This window comes from Variovorax sp. TLI9-5A, assembly GCF_056867935.1.
Genome location: NZ_CP200310.1, coordinates 2,975,869 through 2,996,983 on the forward strand (window position 1 = coordinate 2,975,869; position 21,115 = coordinate 2,996,983).

General features: G+C 67.4%; 20 protein-coding genes and 2 pseudogenes. 14 read left to right on the plus strand and 8 right to left on the minus strand.

Going from position 1 to position 21,115, the window contains the following annotated elements:
- Positions 1 to 107: 107 nt before the first annotated feature.
- The gene (locus AC1VNX_RS14135) at positions 108 to 263 is read left to right on the plus strand and encodes a hypothetical protein (RefSeq protein ID WP_483157255.1); all 156 of its coding nucleotides are present in this window, start codon (positions 108 to 110) and stop codon (positions 261 to 263) included.
- On the opposite strand, the gene AC1VNX_RS14140 is transcribed toward AC1VNX_RS14135, so the two are convergent.
- Positions 260 to 826, minus strand: a complete 567-nt coding sequence (locus AC1VNX_RS14140; protein WP_301509457.1) for a LuxR C-terminal-related transcriptional regulator — start codon at positions 824 to 826, stop codon at positions 260 to 262. The two genes, AC1VNX_RS14135 and AC1VNX_RS14140, sit on opposite strands and share 4 nt — an antisense overlap.
- Positions 827 to 930: 104 nt before the next feature.
- Here AC1VNX_RS14140 and AC1VNX_RS14145 point away from each other — a divergent pair, with 104 nt between their 5' ends.
- The 3 genes from AC1VNX_RS14145 (at position 931) to AC1VNX_RS14155 (ending at position 3,833) form a co-directional block, all read left to right on the plus strand.
- Positions 931 to 1,737 carry a CoA transferase subunit A gene (locus AC1VNX_RS14145; protein ID WP_483157256.1) on the plus strand — a complete coding sequence of 269 codons (807 nt, stop codon included), beginning with the start codon at positions 931 to 933 and terminating at the stop codon, positions 1,735 to 1,737.
- A 1-nt stretch (position 1,738) separates the two neighbouring features.
- A complete protein-coding gene (locus tag AC1VNX_RS14150) occupies positions 1,739 to 2,377 on the plus strand; it encodes a 3-oxoacid CoA-transferase subunit B (RefSeq protein WP_301509459.1) in 639 nt (212 codons plus the stop codon).
- A gap of 73 nt (positions 2,378 to 2,450) precedes the next feature.
- Positions 2,451 to 3,833, plus strand: coding sequence for a CoA transferase (locus AC1VNX_RS14155; RefSeq protein ID WP_483157257.1), 1,383 nt, complete (start codon positions 2,451 to 2,453; stop codon positions 3,831 to 3,833).
- Here the strand turns inward: AC1VNX_RS14155 and AC1VNX_RS14160 are convergent.
- Together AC1VNX_RS14160 and AC1VNX_RS14165 are read right to left on the minus strand one after the other, a co-directional pair.
- Positions 3,830 to 4,999 carry a pyridoxal phosphate-dependent aminotransferase gene (locus AC1VNX_RS14160; RefSeq protein WP_483157258.1) on the minus strand — a complete coding sequence of 390 codons (1,170 nt, stop codon included), beginning with the start codon at positions 4,997 to 4,999 and terminating at the stop codon, positions 3,830 to 3,832. The genes AC1VNX_RS14155 and AC1VNX_RS14160 overlap by 4 nt on opposite strands.
- Positions 5,000 to 5,034: 35 nt before the next feature.
- On the minus strand, positions 5,035 to 5,997 hold the full coding sequence (locus AC1VNX_RS14165; RefSeq protein WP_483157259.1) for a LysR family transcriptional regulator: 963 nt from the start codon (positions 5,995 to 5,997) through the stop codon (positions 5,035 to 5,037).
- Between the two features lie 161 nt (positions 5,998 to 6,158).
- Here AC1VNX_RS14165 and AC1VNX_RS14170 point away from each other — a divergent pair, with 161 nt between their 5' ends.
- Genes AC1VNX_RS14170 through mmsB form a run of 4 tightly spaced genes read left to right on the plus strand, consistent with a single transcriptional unit; the run spans position 6,159 to position 10,937 of the window.
- Positions 6,159 to 7,682, plus strand: coding sequence for a CoA-acylating methylmalonate-semialdehyde dehydrogenase (locus AC1VNX_RS14170; RefSeq protein WP_301509463.1), 1,524 nt, complete (start codon positions 6,159 to 6,161; stop codon positions 7,680 to 7,682).
- A 15-nt stretch (positions 7,683 to 7,697) separates the two neighbouring features.
- On the plus strand, positions 7,698 to 8,852 hold the full coding sequence (locus tag AC1VNX_RS14175) for an acyl-CoA dehydrogenase family protein (RefSeq protein WP_483157260.1): 1,155 nt from the start codon (positions 7,698 to 7,700) through the stop codon (positions 8,850 to 8,852).
- A gap of 28 nt (positions 8,853 to 8,880) precedes the next feature.
- Positions 8,881 to 9,996 carry an enoyl-CoA hydratase/isomerase family protein gene (locus AC1VNX_RS14180; protein WP_483157261.1) on the plus strand — a complete coding sequence of 372 codons (1,116 nt, stop codon included), beginning with the start codon at positions 8,881 to 8,883 and terminating at the stop codon, positions 9,994 to 9,996.
- A gap of 44 nt (positions 9,997 to 10,040) precedes the next feature.
- A complete protein-coding gene (gene mmsB, locus AC1VNX_RS14185; RefSeq protein WP_483157262.1) occupies positions 10,041 to 10,937 on the plus strand; it encodes a 3-hydroxyisobutyrate dehydrogenase in 897 nt (298 codons plus the stop codon).
- A 19-nt stretch (positions 10,938 to 10,956) separates the two neighbouring features.
- On the opposite strand, the gene AC1VNX_RS14190 is transcribed toward mmsB, so the two are convergent.
- Entirely contained in the window at positions 10,957 to 11,124 is a 168-nt protein-coding gene (locus AC1VNX_RS14190) for a hypothetical protein (protein ID WP_483157263.1), read from the minus strand.
- A pseudogene (locus AC1VNX_RS14195) lies at positions 11,121 to 11,459 on the minus strand (MFS transporter); the annotation flags it as partial. The pseudogene AC1VNX_RS14195 and the gene AC1VNX_RS14190, both read right to left, overlap by 4 nt.
- Positions 11,460 to 11,496: 37 nt before the next feature.
- On the opposite strand from AC1VNX_RS14195, the pseudogene AC1VNX_RS14200 reads away from it, so the two are divergent.
- Positions 11,497 to 12,120, plus strand: a pseudogene (locus AC1VNX_RS14200) (LysR substrate-binding domain-containing protein); the annotation flags it as partial.
- Here the strand turns inward: AC1VNX_RS14200 and AC1VNX_RS14205 are convergent.
- Together AC1VNX_RS14205 and AC1VNX_RS14210 are read right to left on the minus strand one after the other, a co-directional pair.
- Complete coding sequence (locus tag AC1VNX_RS14205) at positions 12,021 to 12,461, minus strand: hypothetical protein (protein ID WP_483157264.1); 441 nt, start codon at positions 12,459 to 12,461, stop codon at positions 12,021 to 12,023. The pseudogene AC1VNX_RS14200 and the gene AC1VNX_RS14205 overlap by 100 nt on opposite strands.
- A gap of 67 nt (positions 12,462 to 12,528) precedes the next feature.
- Positions 12,529 to 13,455 carry a LysR family transcriptional regulator gene (locus AC1VNX_RS14210; protein ID WP_301509473.1) on the minus strand — a complete coding sequence of 309 codons (927 nt, stop codon included), beginning with the start codon at positions 13,453 to 13,455 and terminating at the stop codon, positions 12,529 to 12,531.
- Between the two features lie 112 nt (positions 13,456 to 13,567).
- On the opposite strand from AC1VNX_RS14210, the gene metE reads away from it, so the two are divergent.
- The 4 genes from metE to AC1VNX_RS14230 all read left to right on the plus strand — a co-directional run bounded on the left by metE (position 13,568) and on the right by AC1VNX_RS14230 (position 18,565).
- Positions 13,568 to 15,913, plus strand: a complete 2,346-nt coding sequence (metE, locus tag AC1VNX_RS14215) for a 5-methyltetrahydropteroyltriglutamate--homocysteine S-methyltransferase (RefSeq protein WP_483157265.1) — start codon at positions 13,568 to 13,570, stop codon at positions 15,911 to 15,913.
- Positions 15,914 to 16,031: 118 nt separating this feature from the next.
- Positions 16,032 to 16,835 (plus strand): hypothetical protein, encoded by an 804-nt coding sequence (locus AC1VNX_RS14220; protein ID WP_483157266.1) that lies wholly within the window; start codon positions 16,032 to 16,034, stop codon positions 16,833 to 16,835.
- 101 nt (positions 16,836 to 16,936) lie between these two features.
- Positions 16,937 to 17,905, plus strand: coding sequence for a Bug family tripartite tricarboxylate transporter substrate binding protein (locus tag AC1VNX_RS14225; RefSeq protein ID WP_483157267.1), 969 nt, complete (start codon positions 16,937 to 16,939; stop codon positions 17,903 to 17,905).
- A 306-nt stretch (positions 17,906 to 18,211) separates the two neighbouring features.
- Complete coding sequence (locus AC1VNX_RS14230) at positions 18,212 to 18,565, plus strand: alpha/beta hydrolase (protein WP_483157268.1); 354 nt, start codon at positions 18,212 to 18,214, stop codon at positions 18,563 to 18,565.
- A 102-nt stretch (positions 18,566 to 18,667) separates the two neighbouring features.
- On the opposite strand, the gene AC1VNX_RS14235 is transcribed toward AC1VNX_RS14230, so the two are convergent.
- Positions 18,668 to 19,240, minus strand: a complete 573-nt coding sequence (locus AC1VNX_RS14235) for a DNA-3-methyladenine glycosylase I (RefSeq protein ID WP_483157269.1) — start codon at positions 19,238 to 19,240, stop codon at positions 18,668 to 18,670.
- 61 nt (positions 19,241 to 19,301) lie between these two features.
- Between AC1VNX_RS14235 and AC1VNX_RS14240 the strand changes: the two genes are divergently transcribed.
- Positions 19,302 to 21,038 carry a dipeptidase gene (locus AC1VNX_RS14240; protein ID WP_483157270.1) on the plus strand — a complete coding sequence of 579 codons (1,737 nt, stop codon included), beginning with the start codon at positions 19,302 to 19,304 and terminating at the stop codon, positions 21,036 to 21,038.
- Positions 21,039 to 21,115 lie beyond the last annotated feature (77 nt).

Below are 21,115 nucleotides of genomic sequence, written 5' to 3' on the forward strand. Positions count from 1 at the left end.
GATCAAGCGGCAACCGGCCGGAACTTCGGGCGGGTCTTTGGGATCGGCGGGTCTGCGTGCAACGCGAGAATCCGGCACCGACTACCCATGGAAGCAGACAGAAATAGATGACGAGCAAGAAGGCAACGCTCCGGCCGCAGATACGCCGTGCCACCCCCGACGACTCGACACCGTGGCCGCTGCTGCTGGCCGCCAGGCTGCAGAAGCAGGACGGCATCGTGCTGCGCGACATGGTGCGCCTGAGCATCGAAGTCGCCGGTTAGCCGGCGATCAGTTTCTGCACCAGTTCGGCCGTGGTCGCGGCCGCGTACTTGCGCATCAGCCGGGCCCGGTGCAGTTCCACCGTGCGGTGGCTGATGCCCAGCGCCTTGCCGATTTCCTTCGAGGTCAGCCCGCGCATCACCTGCGCCGCCACCTCGCGCTCGCGCGGCGTGAGCTCGGCCTTGACTGCGCGGCGCGAGCCCAGGTCCTCGAAGGTCCAGATGCCGGCCTCGTGCGGGGCGGCGCGGTTCATGGCGTGGCCGGTGACGTGGCACCAGAAGGTTTCGTCCGCGATGGCGCCGTGCAGGCCGCCGAGGCGCTTCATCATGCGGTTGTCGGCGTAGTGCCCGCTGGCGTTGAGGAAGGGCTCCATGCGCTTGCCGATGCGCTCGAACTCGGCCACGCTGGGGTAGAGGATGCTGAAGGAATGCCCGACCAGCGCGGAGGGCGTTGCGCCGAATATCTCGCAGACGCGCAGGTTGCACGCCACGATGATGCGGTTGCTCGACACCACCATGCCGACGGGGGCGTGTTCAAAGGCCAGCCGGTAATCGATCTCGGGCATCGGGGGTCACCATTACGAAATACTACGTATGCAGGTACGTAGTATCGTTCAGGGCTGTCTTCCTCCCGCTTTCACCACTCTCATTCATCCATCAAGGAGCTCGAGTGAACAAGATTTTTCCTACCGCTGACGCGGCACTCAAGGGGGTCGTCGCCGACGGGCAGATGCTCGCGGTCGGCGGCTTCGGCCTCTGCGGCATTCCTGAAGCGCTGATCGACGCGCTCAAGGATTCCGGCGTGCAGAACCTCACCGTCATCTCCAACAACGCGGGCGTCGACGGCTTCGGCCTCGGCAAGCTGCTGGAAACGCGCCAGATCAAGAAGATGGTCGCCTCCTACGTGGGCGAAAACAAGGAGTTCGAGCGCCAGTACCTGGCCGGCGAACTCGAGCTCGAATTCACGCCCCAGGGCACGCTGGCCGAGAAGCTGCGTGCCGGCGGCGCGGGCATCCCGGCCTTCTTCACCAAGACCGGCGTGGGCACGCAAGTGGCCGAAGGCAAGGAACTGCGCGAGTTCGACGGCGAAACCTACGTGATGGAACGTTCGCTCGTGCCCGACGTGGCGCTGGTGAAGGCCGACGTGGCCGACAAGTCGGGCAACCTGCGCTTCCGCCTGACGGCACGCAACTTCAACCCGGCCGCCGCCATGGCCGGCAAGATCTGCATCGTCGAGGTCGAGAAGATCGTGGAAGTGGGCGAGTTGGCTCCCGACGACATCCACCTCCCGGGCATCTACGTGCACCGCATCGTGCTCAACGCGAACCCCGAGAAACGCATCGAGAAGCGCACCGTGAGCGCCGCCGCGCCGGTCGACGCCGCCGCCGCCAAGGTCGAGGCGCAGACCGCCATTGCCGCCGCCGCTGCAGGCAGCGAAGTACCCGCCAAGGTCGTCAACAAGAAAGAAGGAGCCTGAGATGCCCTGGACCCAAGACCAGATGGCGGCCCGCGCCGCCCAGGAGCTCGAAGACGGCTTCTACGTCAACCTCGGCATCGGCATTCCGACGCTGGTGGCCAACCACACCGGCGACAAGGAAGTGTGGCTGCAGAGCGAGAACGGCATGCTCGGCATCGGCCCGTTCCCCACCGAAGACCAGGTCGACGCCGACCTGATCAACGCCGGCAAGCAGACCGTGACCACGCTGCCCGGCTCGGCCATCTTCGGCAGCCATGACAGCTTCGCGATGATCCGCGGCGGCAAGATCAACCTGTCGATCCTGGGTGCGATGCAGGTCAGCACCAAGGGCGACCTCGCCAACTGGATGATCCCCGGCAAGATGGTCAAGGGCATGGGCGGCGCGATGGACCTCGTGGCCGGCGTGAAGCGCGTGATCGTGCTGATGGAGCACGTCGCGAAGAAGAAGGACGGCACCGAGGACCTGAAGATCCTCGAGAAGTGCACCCTGCCGCTGACCGGCGTGGGCGTGGTCGACCGCATCATCACCGACCTGGCCGTGATGGACGTGGTGCCCGAGGGCCTGAAGGTCGTCGAATTGGCGCCGGGCGTCAGCTTCGACGCGCTGCAGGCGAAGACCGGGGCGAAGCTGATCCAGTAAGTGCGGCGAACGCAATGACGAACGAGGGCAGGGCCGTGATGCGGACCTGCCCTTTCTGCTTTGGAGCACGGGCATGACGAATGCGAGCGAGGTTCTCGGCGGCATCTGGCGGCAGGCGGGGCTTCCCGAAGAAGCGCTGGCATTCGCGCGGCTCACCGGCGTCGACCCGGTGCTGCCGTCCTCCTTCGCGGTGGGTGCGGCCGCGCAGTCCACCGTCGCCGCAGCCGCGCTCGCGGCCTGCGAACTGGGCCACCTGCGCGGGACGGCGCGCCAGCAGGTGAGCGTCGACATGCTGCACGCAGCCCTGGAATGCATGGGCTGGTTCAGCCTCGGCGGGCAGGTGCCGCCGCAATGGGACGAGTTCTCGGGGCTTTACCGCTGCGCCGATGGCTGGGTGCGCGTGCACGCGAATTTCGCGCATCACCGCGACGGCGCGCTGCGGCTGATGAAGCTCGACCCGGCCACTGCCACGCGCGCGGATGCCGAGGCGGCCATGGCCCGGTGGCGCGCGCTCGACTTCGAGGACGCGGCCGCCGCAGCCGGACTTGTCGCGACGGCATTGCGGCGTTTCGACGAATGGGACACCACCCCGCAAGGGCAGGCCATCGCCGCGCAGCCTCTCTTCACCGTCGAGCGCATCGGCGATGCACCGCCGCTCGCACTGCCGCCGCTGCGCGAAGACCAGCGGCCCCTATCGGGCCTGCGTGTGCTGGACCTCACGCGCGTGCTGGCGGGGCCGGTCGGCGGACGCGCGCTCGCGGCCTATGGCGCCGACGTGATGCTCGTGAATTCACCGAACCTGCCGAACATCGCCGCAATCGCCGACACCAGCCGGGGCAAGCTCTCGGCGCATGCCGACCTGCGGACCGAGGAAGGGCGGATCGCGCTTCGACGGCTGGTGGCCGATGCGCATGTGTTCGTGCAGGGCTACAGGCCGGGCGGTATCGAGGCGCGCGGCTTCGGGCCGTTGGCGCTGGCGCGGCTGCGGCCGGGCATCGTCTGCGTATCGCTCAACGCATACGGCACGAAAGGCCCGTGGGCCGGCCGGCGCGGCTTCGATTCGCTGGTGCAGACCGCCATGGGCTTCAACCACGCCGAGGGCGAGGCCGCCGGCGACGGCAAGCCCAAGCCGCTGCCCATGCAGATCCTCGACGAAGCCACCGGCTACCTGATCGCCTTCGGCGCTGCCGTCGCGCTCTGGCGCCAGCAGCGGGAGGGCGGCAGCTGGCACGTGCAGGTGTCGCTCGCGCAGACGGGGCAGTGGCTGCGCGGCCTCGGGCGTGTGCAGGATGGGCTCTCGGCTCCAAAGCCCGACCTGAAGCCGTATGTCGAAATCTCGGACTCCGGCTTCGGCAGGCTGGCCGCGTTGCGCCACAGCGCGCAACTGCAGCGCACGCCCGCCGCGTGGTTGCGGCCTTCGATGCCGCCGGGCAGCGATCCGCCGTTGTGGCCTTAGACCCCCAGCGCCGCCCGCACCTTGTCCCCCAACCCCCGCAGCCGCTCCACCGGCTCGTTGGAGAACACGAAGCGCAAATACTGCGCCCCGTGCGTCTCGCCCCAGCCCGTCATCGCCGTGGCGCAGACGCGGTGCGCCAGCAGGCGTTCAGACAGCGTCTGACCGTCGATACCGAAGTCGCTGGTGCGCAGCAGCAGCGACCAGCCGCCGCCCGGCAAGCCGACCGGCAGGCCCTTGAGTTCGTCGAGCACCGTGTCGCGCCGCCGCTCCAGCTCGGCCACGTAGGGCGCGAGCGTGCGAGGCGATTGCTCCAGCGCCGTAGCCACCGCGTCCTGCGCGATGCCCACCGGCACCACCACGTTGGCGAGCGACACGGCCACGAGGTCGGGCATGTAGCTCTCGGGCGCAACGGTCCAGCCCACGCGCCAGCCGATCATGCGCAGTTCCTTGGCCGAGGAGCCCACGGTGATGGTGCGCTCGGCCATGCCGGGCAGGCCTGCAGGGTGGATGACCTTGCGGCCGTCGTACAGCAGGCGTTCCATCGCGGTGTCGAGGATCAGCGTGATGTCGTGCCGCACGCACAGCGCGGCGATGGCGCGCCAGTCTTCCTCGTCGAAGCAGCCGCCCGAGGGCATCGAGGGCGACATCAGCAGCATGGTGCGCACGCGCGGGCCGACGGCTGTCTGCAGAGCTTCGCGGTCGAGCTTCCATTCGCCGCCGGGCGTGAACCTGAAGGGCACGTACTTCGGTGTGCCGCCCGCGAGGCGGATGCGGTTGAGCAGGCCGGCGTAGGTCGGATCGGTCACCAGCACTTCGTCGCCCACCTCGACGGTGGCGAGCAGCGCATTGAGGATGCCCGAGAGGCCGCCCGCCGAGATCACGCAGTTGCGCGCGCCGCTGTATTCCACGCCCGAGAGCGCCGACACGTGCCGCGCCGCCACGTCACGAAGCCGCGACTGTCCGACGAAGGGCAGGTAGCTGTTGTCCGGGTCGAACGACGCGGCCTGCACGGTGCGCGCGACGGCTTCGGGGTCGGGCGGGATGTCGACATCGAGGTTCTCCAGCCGCAGGAAGGGCGGGCCGTCTGCATCGTCGGCAATGGCGCCCATGCGGTCGACGCCGATGCCGGCGATGTGTTCCAGGCGGGCAGGGCGATGGCGTGGCATGGGGCGTGTCTCCGTGTAGGGGTTTGCGTTGCTCGTTACGGGGCTGCTGGCTTGCGCGGGCGGGCCGGGCGCTGCGGCGGGCCGCTCGCGCCATTCTCTTCGCCGGGCGGCGGCAGAAGCAACAGCGGCTGCCGCTCCTGCACCGTCTCGCGCAGGAAGTTCCACACCGCCTGCATGCGCGCGAGGTGCTTGGTCTCCGCCGGCATCGACATCCAGAAGGTGCGCGTGAAGTTCGCCTGCCCAGGCAACACGGGGCGCAGCGCGCTGTCGTGCTCGGCGACGAAGGCCGGCAGCACCGCGATGCCCGCGCCCGCCGCCACCGCGCTGTGCTGCGCGAGCACGCTGGTGCTGCGCAGCGCGAAGGCGTCGGGGCGGTGCAGCTCGTCGAGGTACTGCAGCTCCTTGCTGAAGAGCAGGTCGTCCACGTAGCTGATGAAGGTGTGGCCGCGCAGGTCCTCGCGCGTACGGATGGGCTTGTGCGCCGACAGGTACTGCTTCGATGCGTACAGGCGCAGCGTGTAGTCGGTGAGCTTGGCGACCACCACCGGCCCGCGCGCCGGGCGTTCGAGCGAGATCACGATATCGGCCTCGCGCCGCGACAGGTGCACCAGCCGCGGCATCGCGAGCAGGTCGATGGTGAGCTTCGGGTGCCGCACCGCGAACAGCGCGAGCTGCGGCGCCAGCACCATCGTGCCGAAGCCCTCGGTGGCGCCGATGCGCACCAGCCCCGAAAGGCCTTCCTGTGAGGCCGGCGCAGTGCTTTCCACGGCCTGGAACGCGCTTTCCATCGCCTCGACCTGCGGCTGCAGCCTGCGACCGGCCTCGGTGAGCCGGTGGCCGCCCGATTCGCGCGAAAACAGCGGGGCGCCGACTTCCTTCTCGAGCGCCTGGATGCGGCGCGCCACGGTGGTGTGGTCGACCTCCAGCCGGCGTGCCGCGCTCATCAGCGTGCCCGAGCGGGCCAGCTCCAGGAAGTACCGCAGGTTGTCCCAGTCCATGTGCTTTCGTGCCTCGGGTGGTTCCGAATGTGAGGCTCTGCATTTTTGCAAAGCGGTCGCGCAATTTTGTCTATTGTCATGGCAAATCTGCAAAGCTAGGATGCGTGACCGACCCGGCTCGCCCGGCGCCGCTTTCACAGGATTCACAGGAGACAAACCCCATGGACGCCACCACCACGCCCTCTACCCAGGTCGCCACCGTCAAGCTGCTGATCGGCGGCAAGCTGGTCGAATCGAAGACAACCGAATGGCGCGACGTCGTCAACCCCGCCACGCAGCAAGTGCTGGCGCGCGTGCCCTTCGCCACGCAGGCCGAACTCGACGCGGCCGTTGCTTCCGCCAAGGAAGCCTTCAAGACCTGGCGCAAGACGCCCATCGGCGCCCGCGCGCGCATCTTCCTCAAGCTGCAGCAGCTCATCCGCGAGAACATGGGCGAGCTCGCCGCGATCCTCACGGCCGAGCAGGGCAAGACGCTGCCCGATGCCGAAGGGGACGTGTTCCGCGGCCTCGAAGTGGTCGAGCACGCATCGAACATCGGCAACCTGCAGCTCGGCGAGCTGGCCAACAACGTGGCCAACGGCGTCGACACCTACACGCTGCTGCAGCCGCTGGGCGTGTGCGCCGGCATCACGCCGTTCAACTTCCCGGCCATGATCCCGCTGTGGATGTTCCCGATGGCCATCGTCACCGGCAACACCTTCGTGCTCAAGCCCTCCGAGCAGGACCCGATGGTCACCATGCGCCTGTGCGAACTTGCGCTCGAGGCCGGCATTCCGCCAGGCGTGCTGAACGTGGTGCATGGCGGCGAAGCCATCGTCAATGGCATCTGCGACCACAAGGACATCAAGGCGATCAGCTTCGTGGGCTCGACCAAGGTCGGCACGCACGTCTACAACCGCGCCACGCTGGCCGGCAAGCGCGCGCAATGCATGATGGGCGCGAAGAACCACGCCATCGTGATGCCCGACGCCAACAAGGAGCAGACGCTCAATGCGCTGGCCGGCGCCAGCTTCGGCGCCGCGGGCCAGCGCTGCATGGCGGTGTCGGTGGCGGTGCTGGTGGGCGAGGCGCGCAACTGGGTGCCAGAACTCATCGAGAAGGCTAAGACGCTGAAGATCGGCGCCGGTACCGAGAAGGGCGTGGACGTGGGCCCGCTGGTGTCGTGCGCCGCGTATGACCGCGTGAACGGCCTCATCGAACGCGGCGAAGCCGACGGCGCCAAGCTGGTGCTCGACGGCCGCAAGCCCACTGTGCCCGGCTACGAGAAGGGCAACTTCGTGGGCCCGACGATCTTCACCGGCGTGAAGCCCGGCATGACCATCTACGACCAGGAAATCTTCGGCCCCGTGCTGTGCATCGCCGATGCCGAGAACATCGACGAGGCCATCGATCTGATCAACAGCAACCCGAACGGCAACGGCACGGCGATCTTCACGCAGTCGGGCGCCGCTGCGCGCCGCTTCCAGGAAGACATCGACGTGGGCCAGGTGGGCATCAACGTGCCGATTCCGGTGCCGGTCCCGATGTTCTCGTTCACCGGCTCGCGTGCTTCGAAGCTCGGCGACCTGGGGCCGTACGGCAAGCAGGTGGTGCTGTTCTACACGCAGACCAAGACGGTGACGGCGCGCTGGTTCGACGACAGCACCGTTTCGCACGGCGTCAACACCACGATCAGCCTCAAGTAAGAAGAAGCCCGGCGGATGGACTTCGAACTTTCCGAGGAGCAGCGCGCGTTCGCCGAAACGGCGCGCGACTTCGCTCAGGCTGAATTCGCGCCGCACGCGGCGCAGTGGGACGCGGAAGCCATCTTCCCGAGGGAGGCGATCGCCAAGGCCGGCGAGCTGGGTTTCTGCGGCCTGTATGCGCCCGAGCGCATCGGCGGCCTCGGCCTGCCGCGGCTCGACTCCGCGCTGGTGTTCGAGGAGATGGCCGCGGTCGACCCCTCGACCACCGCCTTCATCACCATCCACAACATGGCGACGTGGATGCTGGGCACCTGGGCCACCGATGAGGTGGCACGCCAGTGGGGCGAAGAGCTGACGAGCGGGCGCAAGCTGGCTTCCTACTGCCTGACCGAGCCCGGTGCCGGCTCGGATGCGGGCTCGCTCAAGACGCGCGCTGAATTGCAGGGAGCCGAGTACGTCATCAACGGCGGCAAGGCATTCATCTCCGGCGCGGGCTCGACCGACGTGCTGGTGCTGATGGCGCGCACCGGCGGTGCGGGCGCCAGTGGCGTCTCGGCCTTCGCGGTGCCGGCCGACGCGCCGGGCGTCAGCTACGGCAAGAAGGAGCACAAGATGGGCTGGAACAGCCAGCCCACGCGCACCATCAACTTCGACAACGTGCGCATTCCCGCGCAGAACCTGCTGGGCAAGGAAGGCGAAGGCTTTCGCATCGCCATGAAGGGGCTGGACGGCGGGCGCATCAACATCGCGACCTGCTCGGTGGGCGCGGCGCAGGGCGCGCTCGACGCGGCGCGCCGCTACCTGCACGAGCGCCAGCAGTTCGGCAAGCCGCTGGCGAGCTTCCAGGCGCTGCAGTTCAAGCTGGCCGACATGGCGACCGAGCTGGTCGCGGCACGGCAGATGGTGCGGCTCGCGGCTTCCAGGCTCGATGCCGGCCATGCGGACGCCAGCACCTATTGCGCGATGGCCAAGCGCTTCGCGACCGACGCGGGCTTCAATGTCTGCAACGACGCGCTGCAGCTGCACGGCGGCTACGGCTACTTGGGCGAGTTCCCGCTGGAGCGCCTGGTGCGCGATACACGCGTGCACCAGATCCTCGAAGGCACGAACGAGATCATGCGCGTGATCGTTGCGCGAAAATTGCTGGAAGGGGACAGCGATATCCGCTGAAGCCCTGCATCCAGAACCTCTCAAGACAATGACCGACTCCGTAGTTCTCTTCGACGAAATCAAGACCGCCGGCGGCCAGCGCTTCGCGGTGGCCACGCTCAACGCACCGGCTTCGCTCAACGCGCTGTCCGTGGACATGGTGCGGCTGCTCACGCCCAAGCTGCGGGAGTGGGCGAGCGACGCAGGCATCGTCGGCGTGCTGCTGCAGGCGGCAGGCGACAAGGCCTTCTGCGCCGGCGGCGACCTGCGCCAGCTCTACCAGACGCTGCTCGACTGCGGCCCCGAGCGCAACACCTACGCCGAAGACTTCTTCCGCGAGGAGTACGAGCTCGACTACCTGATCCACACCTTCCCCAAGCCCTTCCTGTGCTGGGGCCACGGCATCGTGATGGGCGGCGGCGTGGGCCTGCTGGCCGGCGCATCGCACCGCGTGATGACGCTGCAAAGCCGCATCGCCATGCCCGAGATCAACATCGGCCTGTACCCCGACGTGGGCGGCAGCTGGTTCCTGCGCCGCACGCCGGGCCGCACCGGGCTGTTCCTGGCGCTCACGGCTGCCAACGTCAACGCGGCAGACACCATCTTCTGCGGCCTTGCCGACGCGCTGGTGCCGCAGGAGCGCAAGAGCGAAGTGCTGGAAGCCATCGCCTCGACGAAGTGGGCCGGCGAGAACAAGGCCGACCGCGCCACGCTGTCGCGCATCCTCGCCAAGGCGGGCGAGGGCGCCGAGATGCCGGCCTCGAAGGTGCGCGAGCACTACGACACCATCAACGCGCTGATGGCGGGCGACGACCTGCTCGACATCGCGAAGCGCCTGCGCGATCTGCAGAGCGACGACGCATGGCTGCAGACCGCGGCCAAGACCTTCGCCAAGGGCGCGCCCAGCTCGGCCGCGCTGAGCTTCGAGCTGTGGCAGCGCGTTCTGCGCATGTCGCTGGCCGAGGTGTTCCGCCTCGAATACTGGGCCTCGCTCGGCTTCTGCGCGCACAAGGACTTCGCCGAAGGCATCCGCGCGGTGCTGGTCGACAAGGATCGCAATCCGCGCTGGAGCCCGGCGACGCTCGAAGAGATCACGCCTGCTTTCGTCGAAGACCACCTGCGCCCGCGCGGCGAGATGCCGGCAGAGCTGGCATCGCTGGTCTGACCCGCACGCACCGATTCCTGCACAGAACAACGGAGACAAGACACATGAAGATCGCTTTCATCGGCCTGGGCAACATGGGCGGCCCAATGGCCATGAACCTGCACAAGGCCGGCCACGCGCTCGCCGCCTTCGACCTCTCGGCCGAGGCCTGCGCGAAGTTCGGCGCCGAGGGCCTGCCCATTGCCCGTTCGGCCGCGGAGACGGTGGCGGATGCCGAAGTTGTCATCAGCATGCTGCCGGCCAGCGCGCACGTCGAGGGCCTGTTCCTTGGCGGTGCGGGCAAGCCCGGCCTGCTCGACAGCATCCGCGCCGGAACGCTGGTGATCGACAGCAGCACCATCGCTGCTGCCACCTCGCGCAAGGTGGCGGAAGCGGCCGCGGCCAAGGGCATCGCGATGATCGATGCGCCGGTGTCGGGCGGCACGGGCGGTGCCATTGCCGGCACGCTGACCTTCATGGTCGGCGGCGAGGTGCAAGACCTGGAGCGCGCGCGCCCGGTGCTGGAGAAGATGGGCGCCAACATCTTCCACGCCGGAGCGGCCGGTGCGGGGCAGACCGCGAAGATCTGCAACAACATGCTGCTGGGCATCCTGATGATCGGCACCTCCGAGGCACTGGCGCTGGGCGTGGCCAACGGGCTCGATCCGAAGGTGCTGTCGGAGATCATGCGCCGCAGCTCGGGCGGCAACTGGGCGCTGGAAAAATACAACCCGATGCCCGGCGTGATGGAAACCTCGCCCGCCTCGAAGAACTATGCCGGCGGCTTCGGCACCGACCTCATGCTCAAGGACCTGGGGCTGGCCCAGGAAAACGCCACCGCCGTGCGTGCGGCCACGCCACTGGGTGGGCTGGCGCGCAGCCTGTATGCGGCCCACAGCCTCGCCGGCCACGGCGCGCTCGATTTCTCCAGCGTGCTGAAGCTGGTGCAGAAGGCTTCCTGAGCCCGCCGCGTCTGTCGGCTCAGCTGTAGCGGGACTGCAGCAGCCACAGCAGGCCGAGCACCACCGCGAACAGCACGGCGAACAGAACCCAGGCGCGCATGAACGCCTGGGTCTCGGTGAGTTCGATCTGCGCAATCTGCTGTGAAGGAGACGGGCTGACGGTAACTTCGGGTTGCGGTTGTGTCATTTCCCCACTGTACAGCGCAGTTCGCCAGCCGTGACCAGCTTTGCACGGGCATCCATCCGCGACATCGACCACATGATGGCGGCCGCTACCAGGTTGGCTCCCACGCTGAACAAGATCGGCAGGAGGTAGCTGCGGCTGATGTCGAAGGCATAGCCCGCGGCGGCCGGACCGACCAGCGTGCCGAAGGCCACGCTGGTGTAGAGCACGCCGATGATCGCGCTGATGTTGCGTCCGCCGAAGTAGTCCATCACCAGCGCCGGCAGCAACGCGACGAAGCCGCCGTAGAACGCGCCATAGAAGAAGGCGAACACCGCCAACCCCCTGAAGCCGCCCGAGGAAGGTTCGCCGTCCGGCCCCAGCCCACGGTCGCACATCGACCTGCAGGTGCAGGCGAGCAACGCGTTGGCCGATTTTTCGCGCGACGGCGTGGACGTCGCCATCCGCCACGGCACGGGCCAGCACCCGGGGCTCGTCAGCCACTGCGTGCTGACAGTCGAGGTTGTTCCCGTTGCCGCGCCCTCGTTGCTCGCTGAGCAGGGCAAGCCCGCGAAGCCAGCCGATCTGCTGCGCTGGCCGCGCGTGAACGACGCGCAGCGCAAGGGCTGGCGCCTGTGGTTCGCGGCGCAGGGCGTGGCCGATGCGGGCCCGGTGCGCGGACCGTCGTTCGACGATGCCGGCCTGTTGCTTGGGGCGGTGCAGACAGGGCAGGGCGTCGGCCTGCTGCCCGCGGCGCTGGTGGCGAACGACGTGGCCGAAGGCCGGCTGGTGCGGCTCTTCAAGGCTTCGCTGCTCGACGGCTTCGCCTACCACCTCGTGTACCCGCCGGCCAGCCATGACCGTCCGAAAGTAGCGGCCTTCCGTTCGTGGCTTGCCGAGGCGATGTGCGACGGCGGTACTCAGACAGCGGCGAGAAAAACGTCGGCGTCGCCGCCTTCGCATTTCCAGTCGGCGAAGACGCCGACGAGGCTGCAGCTGGTGCAGCGGCAGCCGAGGTAGTACCAGCGCACATCGTTGCTGTCGGTGTAGAGCGCCACGCCCGACAGCAGCTCGAAGCTTTCCTCGCCGCAGACGCATTCGTGGCCTTCGAACTCGGCCTCGTCCGCGTACTCGGCGCTGTCGCCCATGAGGTGCTCGTTGCCGCAGGCCGTGCAGGTGCGGAGTGCCGCGCCGGTGTCTTCGTCGCTTTCCAGCCTGAACACGCGATCGCCGCAGGTGCAGGCCGATGCGGCGAAGCGCGTGGCAAGGTACTTGTTGGCCTTGCTGTAGCGCTGGATCTCGGTTTGCGTGTCTTCAGGGCCGTCGCCGTACCAGTAGCGGCCTTTCTTTTTCAGAGCCATGCGGGTCCTTCCGTCCTCGGGTCCTCGGTGGTGTGTGCGGGCGATTCTGCCGAATGCCCGGGCGTCTTTACAGCAGCTCGATGCCCGGCAGGCTCTTGAAGCAGCTCTCGCGCGTGACGCGCACGAAGTCCGCGAGCCAGGGCTGCGCCGAGGTGTTTTGCGTGCACGCCATGTAGAGCCGCCCCGTCAGCCCCTTGCTGCCGACACGGCGGGCCGTGACGTAGCCGCGGTCCAGGTAGTTCTGCACCGCCCACAGGGGCAGCGTCGCCACGCCGCGTCCGCTGGCCACCAGCTGCAGCATCGCCACGGTGAGTTCGGTGGTGCGCCGGTGCGCTGGCTCCACGCCGGCGGGGCCGAGCACCTGGCGAACGATGTCGAGCATGTCGTCGGGCACGGGGTAGGTGATGAGCGTCTGGTCGGCGAAGTGCCGCGCCGTGAGGTAGGCCTTGGCCACGAGTGGGTGATCGTTGGCCAGCAGCGCCATGATCTCGAAGCGGAACAGCGCGTGGTAGTCCACGGTTTCGCCGGGGTCCTGCTCGGACACGATGGCCACCTCGGCGCGGTTCTGCATCACCAGCGCGATCGGGTCGGGGTGGAAGCCCGAGACGATGTCGAGTTCGATCTCGGGCCAGCGCTGGCGGAAGGCGTCCATGGCCGGCATGAGCCAGTCGAAGCAGGTGTGGCACTCGACCACGATGCGCAACTGGCCGCTGCGCCCCAGCGCGAGCCGGGCCACGTCGCGCTCGGCTTCCTCGATGAGCGGCAGCGCGGTGTCGGCCAGCTGCAGCAGCCGCAGGCCTGTGGTGCTGAACTGCGGCGGCACCGACTTGCGCTCGAACAGCTGCGCGCCGTAGCGGTCTTCGAGCAGCTTGATCTGGTGCGACAGGGCCGACTGGGTGAGGTTGAGCAGCTGCGCGGCGCGCACGAGGCTGCCTGTGTCGCGCAGCGCGATGAGCGTGCGCAGGTGGCGTATTTCAAGGATCGATTGCTGCATGACGGACTGCATGAAAAATATTCAATCGAATGGGCAAAAGGTTTCGTTTGAATCATATGCCCCAAACGCCGACCATCGCAGGTTCCAAGATCAGCGACCGGATTACCTGCAAATGACCACCCGTACCCACACCCTCGGCTTTCCGCGCATGGGCGCGCACCGGGAACTCAAGTTCGCCCTCGAGAAGCACTGGCGCGGCGAGATCGACCGTGCCGCGCTCGAAGCGGTCGGCGAGCAGCTGCGCGCCCGCCACTGGCAGGCCCAGCGCGATGCGGGGCTCGACTTCGTGACGGTGGGCGACTTCGCCTACTACGACCACGTGGCCAATCACATCCAGCTGCTGGGCTGCGAGCCGGCGCGCTTCGGCTTCCATGGCGACGAGCCTGAACTTTCGCGCTACTTCAAGATGGCGCGCAGCGTGGAGAGCGAGGCGGCTCACGCGCATGGCGAAGGCTGCACGCACGGTAGCGAAGGCACCTTCGCGCTGGAGATGACCAAGTGGTTCGACACCAACTACCACTACCTCGTGCCCGAGTTCGATGCGCGCACCCAGTTCAGGCTCGCGTCGACGCGCCTCTTCGACGAAGTGGCGCAGGCGCAGCAGGCCGGCCATGCGGTCAAGGCCGTGCTGCTGGGGCCGCTGAGCTTCCTGTACCTCGGCAAGGAGAAGGCGGCCGGCTTCGACCGCTTCTCGCTGCTCGACGCGCTGCTGTCGGTGTACGAGCAGGTGCTCACGCGGCTGAAGCAGCAGGGCGTGGAGTGGGTGCAGATCGATGAGCCCATCCTCGGCCTCGACCTGCCCGATGCATGGCGCAATGCCTTCGAGCGCGCCTACTGGCAACTCGCCCGCAGCGCGCCGAAGCTGCTGCTGGCCACGTACTTCTCGCCGCTGTCGGACAACCTGCGCCTGGCCTGCCAGCTGCCGGTGGCCGGCCTGCACGTCGACGCGGTGCGCTCGCCGCAGGAACTCACCGGCGTGGCCGACTGGCTGCCGGCGCACAAGGTGCTGTCGGTCGGCGTGGTCGATGGCCGTAATATCTGGCGCACCGATGTCGACGCGGCGCTTGCCAAGCTCAGGCCGGTGGCCGAGAAGCACCAGGGCGAGCTGTGGATTGCACCGTCGTGCTCGCTGCTGCACGTGCCGTTCAGCCTCGCGGCGGAGACGAAGCTCGATGCGGAACTGAAGTCGTGGCTCGCCTTTGCCGTCGAGAAGCTCGACGAGCTGCGCGTGCTGCGCGCGGCCATCGATGGCAACGAGGCCTCGGTCGCGGCAGAACTCACCGCAGCTCGCGCCGCGGTGGAAGCACGCCGCGTCAGCCCCCGCGTGCATCGTGCGGACGTGGCCCTGCGCCTGGCGCGCAGCGTGTCCGGTGACGACAGCCGCGTCTCGCCCTTCGGGCTACGCCAGTTGGTGCAGCGCACGCGTTTCGCGTTGCCCGCGCTGCCGACCACCACCATCGGCTCGTTCCCGCAGACCGCCGACATCCGCGCCGCGCGTGCTGCGTTCAAGCGCGGCGAGCTCGACGCGCCCGGCTACCGCGAGAAGATGCGCGCCGAGATCGCGCTGGCCGTGCGCAAGCAGGAAGAGCTGGGCATCGACGTGCTGGTGCATGGCGAGGCCGAGCGCAACGACATGGTCGAATACTTCGGCGAGCAGCTCGACGGCTTTGCCTTCACCGCCAACGGCTGGGTGCAGTCGTACGGCTCGCGCTGCGTCAAGCCACCGGTGATCTTCGGCGACGTGGCGCGACCGGCGCCGATGACGGTCGAATGGACCGCCTACGCGCAAAGCCTGACCAAGCTGCCGATGAAGGGCATGCTGACCGGCCCCGTCACCATCCTGCAGTGGTCCTTCGTGCGCGACGACCAGCCGCGCGCCACCACCTGCGAGCAGATCGCGTGGGCCATTCGCGACGAAGTGGTCGATCTAGAGGGCGCGGGCATAGGCATCATCCAGATCGACGAGCCGGCCATCCGCGAAGGCCTGCCGCTGCGCCGCGCGGGCTGGCCCGCGTACCTGAAGTCGGCCACGCGCGCCTTCCGCATCAGCGCTTCGGGCGTGCGCGACGAGACGCAGATCCACACGCACATGTGCTATTCGGAGTTCAACGACATCCTGCCGGAGATCGCGGCCATGGACGCGGACGTGATCACCATCGAGACCAGCCGCTCCGACATGGAGTTGCTGCGCGGCTTCGGCGGCGAGAACAATTCGGGCGGCTTCCGCTACCCGAACGAGATCGGTCCGGGCGTGTACGACATCCACTCGCCGCGCGTGCCTTCGGTCGAAGAAATCGTGCGGCTCATGCGCAAGGCCGCCGACGTGGTGCCGCCCGCCAACCTGTGGATCAACCCCGACTGCGGCCTCAAGACCCGCGGCTGGCCCGAGACCGAGGCGGCGCTGTCGAACATGGTGGCTGCGGCGAAGCAGCTGCGCAAGGAACTGGCACAGGCCTGAAGCGCGGAAGAGACCGGGGCGGACGGGGGCAGCAGGAGGGAAAGGCCGGCGTGCCAATAATGGCGCCATGCTCTCCCTGAACCGTCTCTCTCTTTTCCGTTTCTCTCTGTTGCTTCTCTTGCTTCCAGCCCCCTTGATGGGCTGGGCGCAGAGCCGTGCGGAAGCGCTGCTGCAGTTCGAAGGCGTGCAGACGCGCTACCAGGCGTCCTACGGGCCCGGCGCCGTCTCGCGCGGTGCGAGGGAACTGCTGGACCCCGATGACCAGGCCATCGCCGACAAGGCGCTCAAGGCGCTGGACACGGCGGCGACGCGCGCATTCAACACCAACGCCTCGGTCGCGGCCATGCAGCAGGAAGTTGCATCGGCCGGTAACGGCGGTGCCGCGCCCGGCCCGCAGCTGATCGCTGCCGTGGCCCGCTTCGTGAAGCTGCGCACCGACTACGCGGCAATGAGCGAAGCCGGCAAGGCGGAGTTTTTCAACCGCGAGCGCGCCAAGCCCGTCGACCCAGCGCGCGCTGAACTGCTCGAGCGCATGGCCGTGGCCGACGTGCGCGAGATCGACTTCTCAAGCCAGTTGCTGATGAGCGCGGTGGTCAAGCAGCTCGCGCGCGGCAATGGCGGCCAGCTCAGCTCGCTGCCCGACCGCACGCTCGACATGGCGCTCGACACGCTCTGGTCGCGCGGCGTGACCTCGACCCGACCGCGCAACCTGATGCTGGTGGCGCGCGAGTTTGAAAGGCAGGTCACGCAGGCGCTGCTCGCCGCGCTGCCAGATGCCGACGTGGCCGCCTTGCTGGCATGGCGCAACGATCCGCAGGCCGCCGCCGAGCGCGAGGCGCTGGTCGGCACCTACCGCGCCGAGGTCAAGGGCAGCGGCGGCGTGGCGCTGCGCACGCTGATACGCACCTGGCCGCGCTCCTGACCAGCAGGCCTCTGGGAGAAATCCCGAGGTCAAAGCCGCTTCAGGAGCGTGCAATGTGCGATGTACCCGATAACGACTCACAACACGCAGGAGAACTTCCCATGATTTCCAACCGCATTGCTTCCCTCGCCGTCGGGCTTGCCGTGTCAGTCCTCGCGCAAGGCGCTGCCGCGCAGGCCTGGCCCACCAAGCCGATCAGGCTTGTCGTTCCCTTTTCCGCTGGCGGTGCCAACGACCTGATGGCGCGCGCGGCGGCCGAAGGCGCGTCGAAGCTGCTGAGGCAGCCGGTGGTCGTCGACAACAAGCCCGGCGCGGGTGCGATCCTCGGCGCCGACGTGGTCGCAAAGAGCGCGCCGGACGGCTACACCTTCCTGGTGAGCGCGGCCGGCGTGGTGTCGAACAGCATGATCAAGAAGAGCATGCCGTACAAGGACGATGCGCTGGTGCCGGTGGCCATGATCGGGCTGGCGCCCTCGGTGATCGTGGTGCCGGCCAACGCGCCGTACAAGGATCTGAAGGAGTTCGTCGCCGCGTCGAAGAAGTCGGCCAGTGGCTTCCACTGGGCCACCGCCGGCACGGGCAGCACGCCGCATTTCGTCGAGGGCATCCTGCAGACGAAGTACGGCGGCAAGCTCGACGTGGTGCCCTACAAGAGCGGCTCGGAGTCGATCACGGCCGTGCTCGGCAACCAGGTCGAAGCGACCTCGGAGGCCAGCATCGTGGTGCTGCCTTACGTGAAGAGCGGCAAGCTCAAGGCGCTGGCGGGCACATGGACGCAGCGCATCTCGGCCTACCCCGAGCTGCCGACGGCGGCGGAGGAGGGCTTCCCCGAAATTCGCATCGCGCACTGGGCCGGCGTGCACGCGCCGCGGGGCACGCCCGACGCGATCATGGACAAGATGGCCGCGGCCGTCGACGCCGCGATGAAGTCGCCCGAAATCTCCAAGCGCCTGAAGGACATGGGCATCGAGCCCATCGGCGGCACGCGCGCGAGCTTCGTGAAGTTCGTCGACGAGGAGCGCACGCGGCTCGGCAGCGTGGTCAAGGCGACCGGCATGAAGGAAGACTGAGCCGGAATGCCCCGAAACCGGGCGCGCTGGCTGGCATGCAACATGCATGAAGGGTCAGCGCACCCGTAGCACCTTTTGCTGAAAGGCCGAGGTCGGCCGGCAAGTTCTGCTTGACGGTCTAGAGACAAAGTATGCAAACTAGCCGCGTTTTTGGCGGCAGAAAGAGCACTTGGATTAGCGTCGTCAAAAAGTTCCCGGTCATTGTTTCAGTTTCGTGAACACTGCGATTCGTTCTTCATAGGGTTTGCCCTAGTGATCGTGGTGCACACTTGCGGCACCCAAAAGCCCAATGAAGAAGGAATTGAAATGAAGACCTCGAACATCCTCGCCGCCGCCGCTCTGTCCCTGCTCGCCGCAGCTGGCGCCCATGCAGAAACCTACGAAGGCGTTCAGCCCCTGACTTCCGGCTACAGCCGCGCCGACGTGGCGCCCCAGGCTGTGGCAGCCGCCCGTGCCGGCAACGCCTACGGCGACAACGAAGGCGCTGCTTCCACCGCAACGCCCGCCCTGGCCGCTTCGGTCGACCGCGCCACCGTCCGTGACCAGGCTGTCGCCGCTGCACACGCTCCGGGCCAGAACCTGCGTCCCGAAACCTTCGCTGGCAGCGTGATCCCCGCGCAAGCCAAGGGCCTGACCTTCACGCGTCAAGCCGGCCTGTAATTCGAAGGCGGCGCAAGCCGCTCTTCATCGAATCACAAGTCACACATCGAGGAAACCGGACCTGCGAAAGCAGCGTCCGGTTTTTTCATTGGCGCTTCTTGTCTAGTGCTTCGCCCCATGACGATGGCAGTCGTGCGCATGGTCGTCCACGATGCCCGTGGCCTGCATCCATGCGTAGACGATCACCGGCCCCACGAACTTGAAGCCGCGCTTCTTCAGCGCCGCCGAGATGTCTTCCGACAGCGGCGTCTTCACCGGCACGCTGCCGGTGCTGTTCACGATGGGCTTGCCGCCCGCCATGCCCCAGATGAATTCCGAGAAGTCCTCGCCCTTCGCCTGCATCGCGAGGTAGGCGCGAGCGTTGCCGATGGTGGCCTCGATCTTCGAGCGCGAGCGCACGATGCCCGGGTCCTGCAACAGCCGCTCGACGTCGGCCTCGGTGAATTTGACGATCTTCTCGGGCACGAAGCCCTTGAAGGCCTTGCGGAACGCCTCGCGCTTGCGCAGGATGGTGAGCCACGAGAGTCCGGCCTGGAAGCCGTCGAGCATGAGCTTTTCCCACAGCGCGCGGCTGTCGCGCTCGGGCACGCCCCATTCGGCGTCGTGATAGGCCATCAGCAGCGGGTCGGTCTGGGCCCATGCGCAGCGGACTTTGGCGGTGCTCTTGTCGTTCATCGTTCGGTTCTTCGCTCGGCTATCGTCGGGAATGTTTTCAAGAATGAGGGGAGACACTCTGATGCAGCATCTTCGATTTTCATTGTCGGCGCTTTCGCTGGGACTCGCGCTCGCCTTTGGTGCGCAGGCGCATGCCGAGACGATCAGGAAGCCCCAGCTCGATCAACTCGCCGCCGCCTGGCAGGCGGGCAAGCCACCCACCGACTTCGGCGCTTTCCTGGCGCAGGCCGAGAAGGCCCATCCCGCACTCAAGCCCGCCGTGGCCGCCTACCGCAAGAAGACGCCCTTGGCCGGCGACGACCTCGTCAACGTCGCGCGCCTGCTCGGCCTCTACAACCGCCTGAAGAACCAGCAGGCCGTGATCGCGAGCATCGGCACCATGGTGGCGATCCCGACGGTGCGCAACGTGCAGGTCCCGCCCCATGAAAGCCCGCCGATCATCGAGTTCGGCCAATTGGTGCAGAAGATGGCGGGCGACTTCGGGCTGGCCTACCGCAACGTCGACAACCGCATCTTCGAAGTCAGCCTCAAGGGCACGGGCGTCGAGGAATTCGGCATCCTCACGCATTCCGACGTGGTGCCCGCGGTACTCTCCGAATGGGTGCTCGACGACGGTACGAAGCTCGATCCCTTCAAGATGACTCGCGTGGGCGACTACCTCTACGGGCGCGGCACCATCGACGACAAGGGCTCCATCGCCGCAGTGCTCTATGCGATGAAGACGGTGAAGGAAAGCGGCCTGCCCATCGAGCGCAGCATCCGCCTGATGATCGAGACCACCGAGGAGACCGGCGGGGACGCGATGCAGTACTACCGCACGAAGACACAGCTGCCGGCCTACAACATCGTGCTCGACAGCAAGTACCCCGCAGTGGTCGCGGAGAAGGGATCGGGCGCGCTGAAGGTGTTGTTCCCGGCGGAAGCTGCCGATGGCGCATCGACCGCGATCACCGCCATGAGCGCCGCCGCGTCGGCCAACGCGATCTCGCAGACGGCGACCGCCACGCTCAAGGGCGGCGACCTTGCCTCGGCACTCGCGAAGCTCGAAGCCGCGAAGCCGGCCTTCCTGCAGAAGTACGAGGGGCAGGGCGGCAAGTTCGCCATCGACGTCGCGCGCGGCGGCGACGGCATCGAGCTGAAGGTGACGGGCGTTTCCGCCCACGGCTCGCGCCCCGAGGAGGGCGTGAATCCGCTGCCGCGTCTCGCGCTGTTCCTGCAGGAGTGCGGCGTTCCGCTCGCGTCCAACCATTACCTGAAGGCCGTGAAGTACATCGATGCGCTCTACGGCACCGGCTACCTCGGCGAGAAGATGGGCCTGGGCTACGCCGACGACTTCATGGGACCGCTGACCTTCTCGCCGAACCTCGTGCGCATGGGCAACGACGGCAGGCTCGAAGTCACGGTCAACGTGCGCATGCCGCGTGGCCGCACGCCCGACGAACTCAAGGCGCAGGTCACGCAGAAGATCGATGCATGGGCCGGCGCGAACAGCGTGAAGCTCGACATCGCCTACGACCAGGGCAACTGGATGGCGCGCGACCCCAAGGGCGCGTGGCTGTCGACGCTGCTCGACATCTACGGCGACACCACCGGCCTCGAAGCCAAGCCCGTGCCAACGGCCGGCAGCACCACCGCGAAGCTGATGCCCAACGCCATCAACTTCGGCCCCGCGATGCCCGGCAAGAAGTACACGGCGCACAACGCCAAGGAATACAAGGAAGTGCCCGATCTCGATGCCGACATGCAGATGTTCACCGAGATGCTGGTGCGCATCGGCAACCTGCAGCAGATGCAGTAACGCAGAAGGCATTTGGCCCCGCGAGCATGGGGCTGGCGAACTTAAAGCCGCACTTTTCAGCCCTTGCACAACGTTTC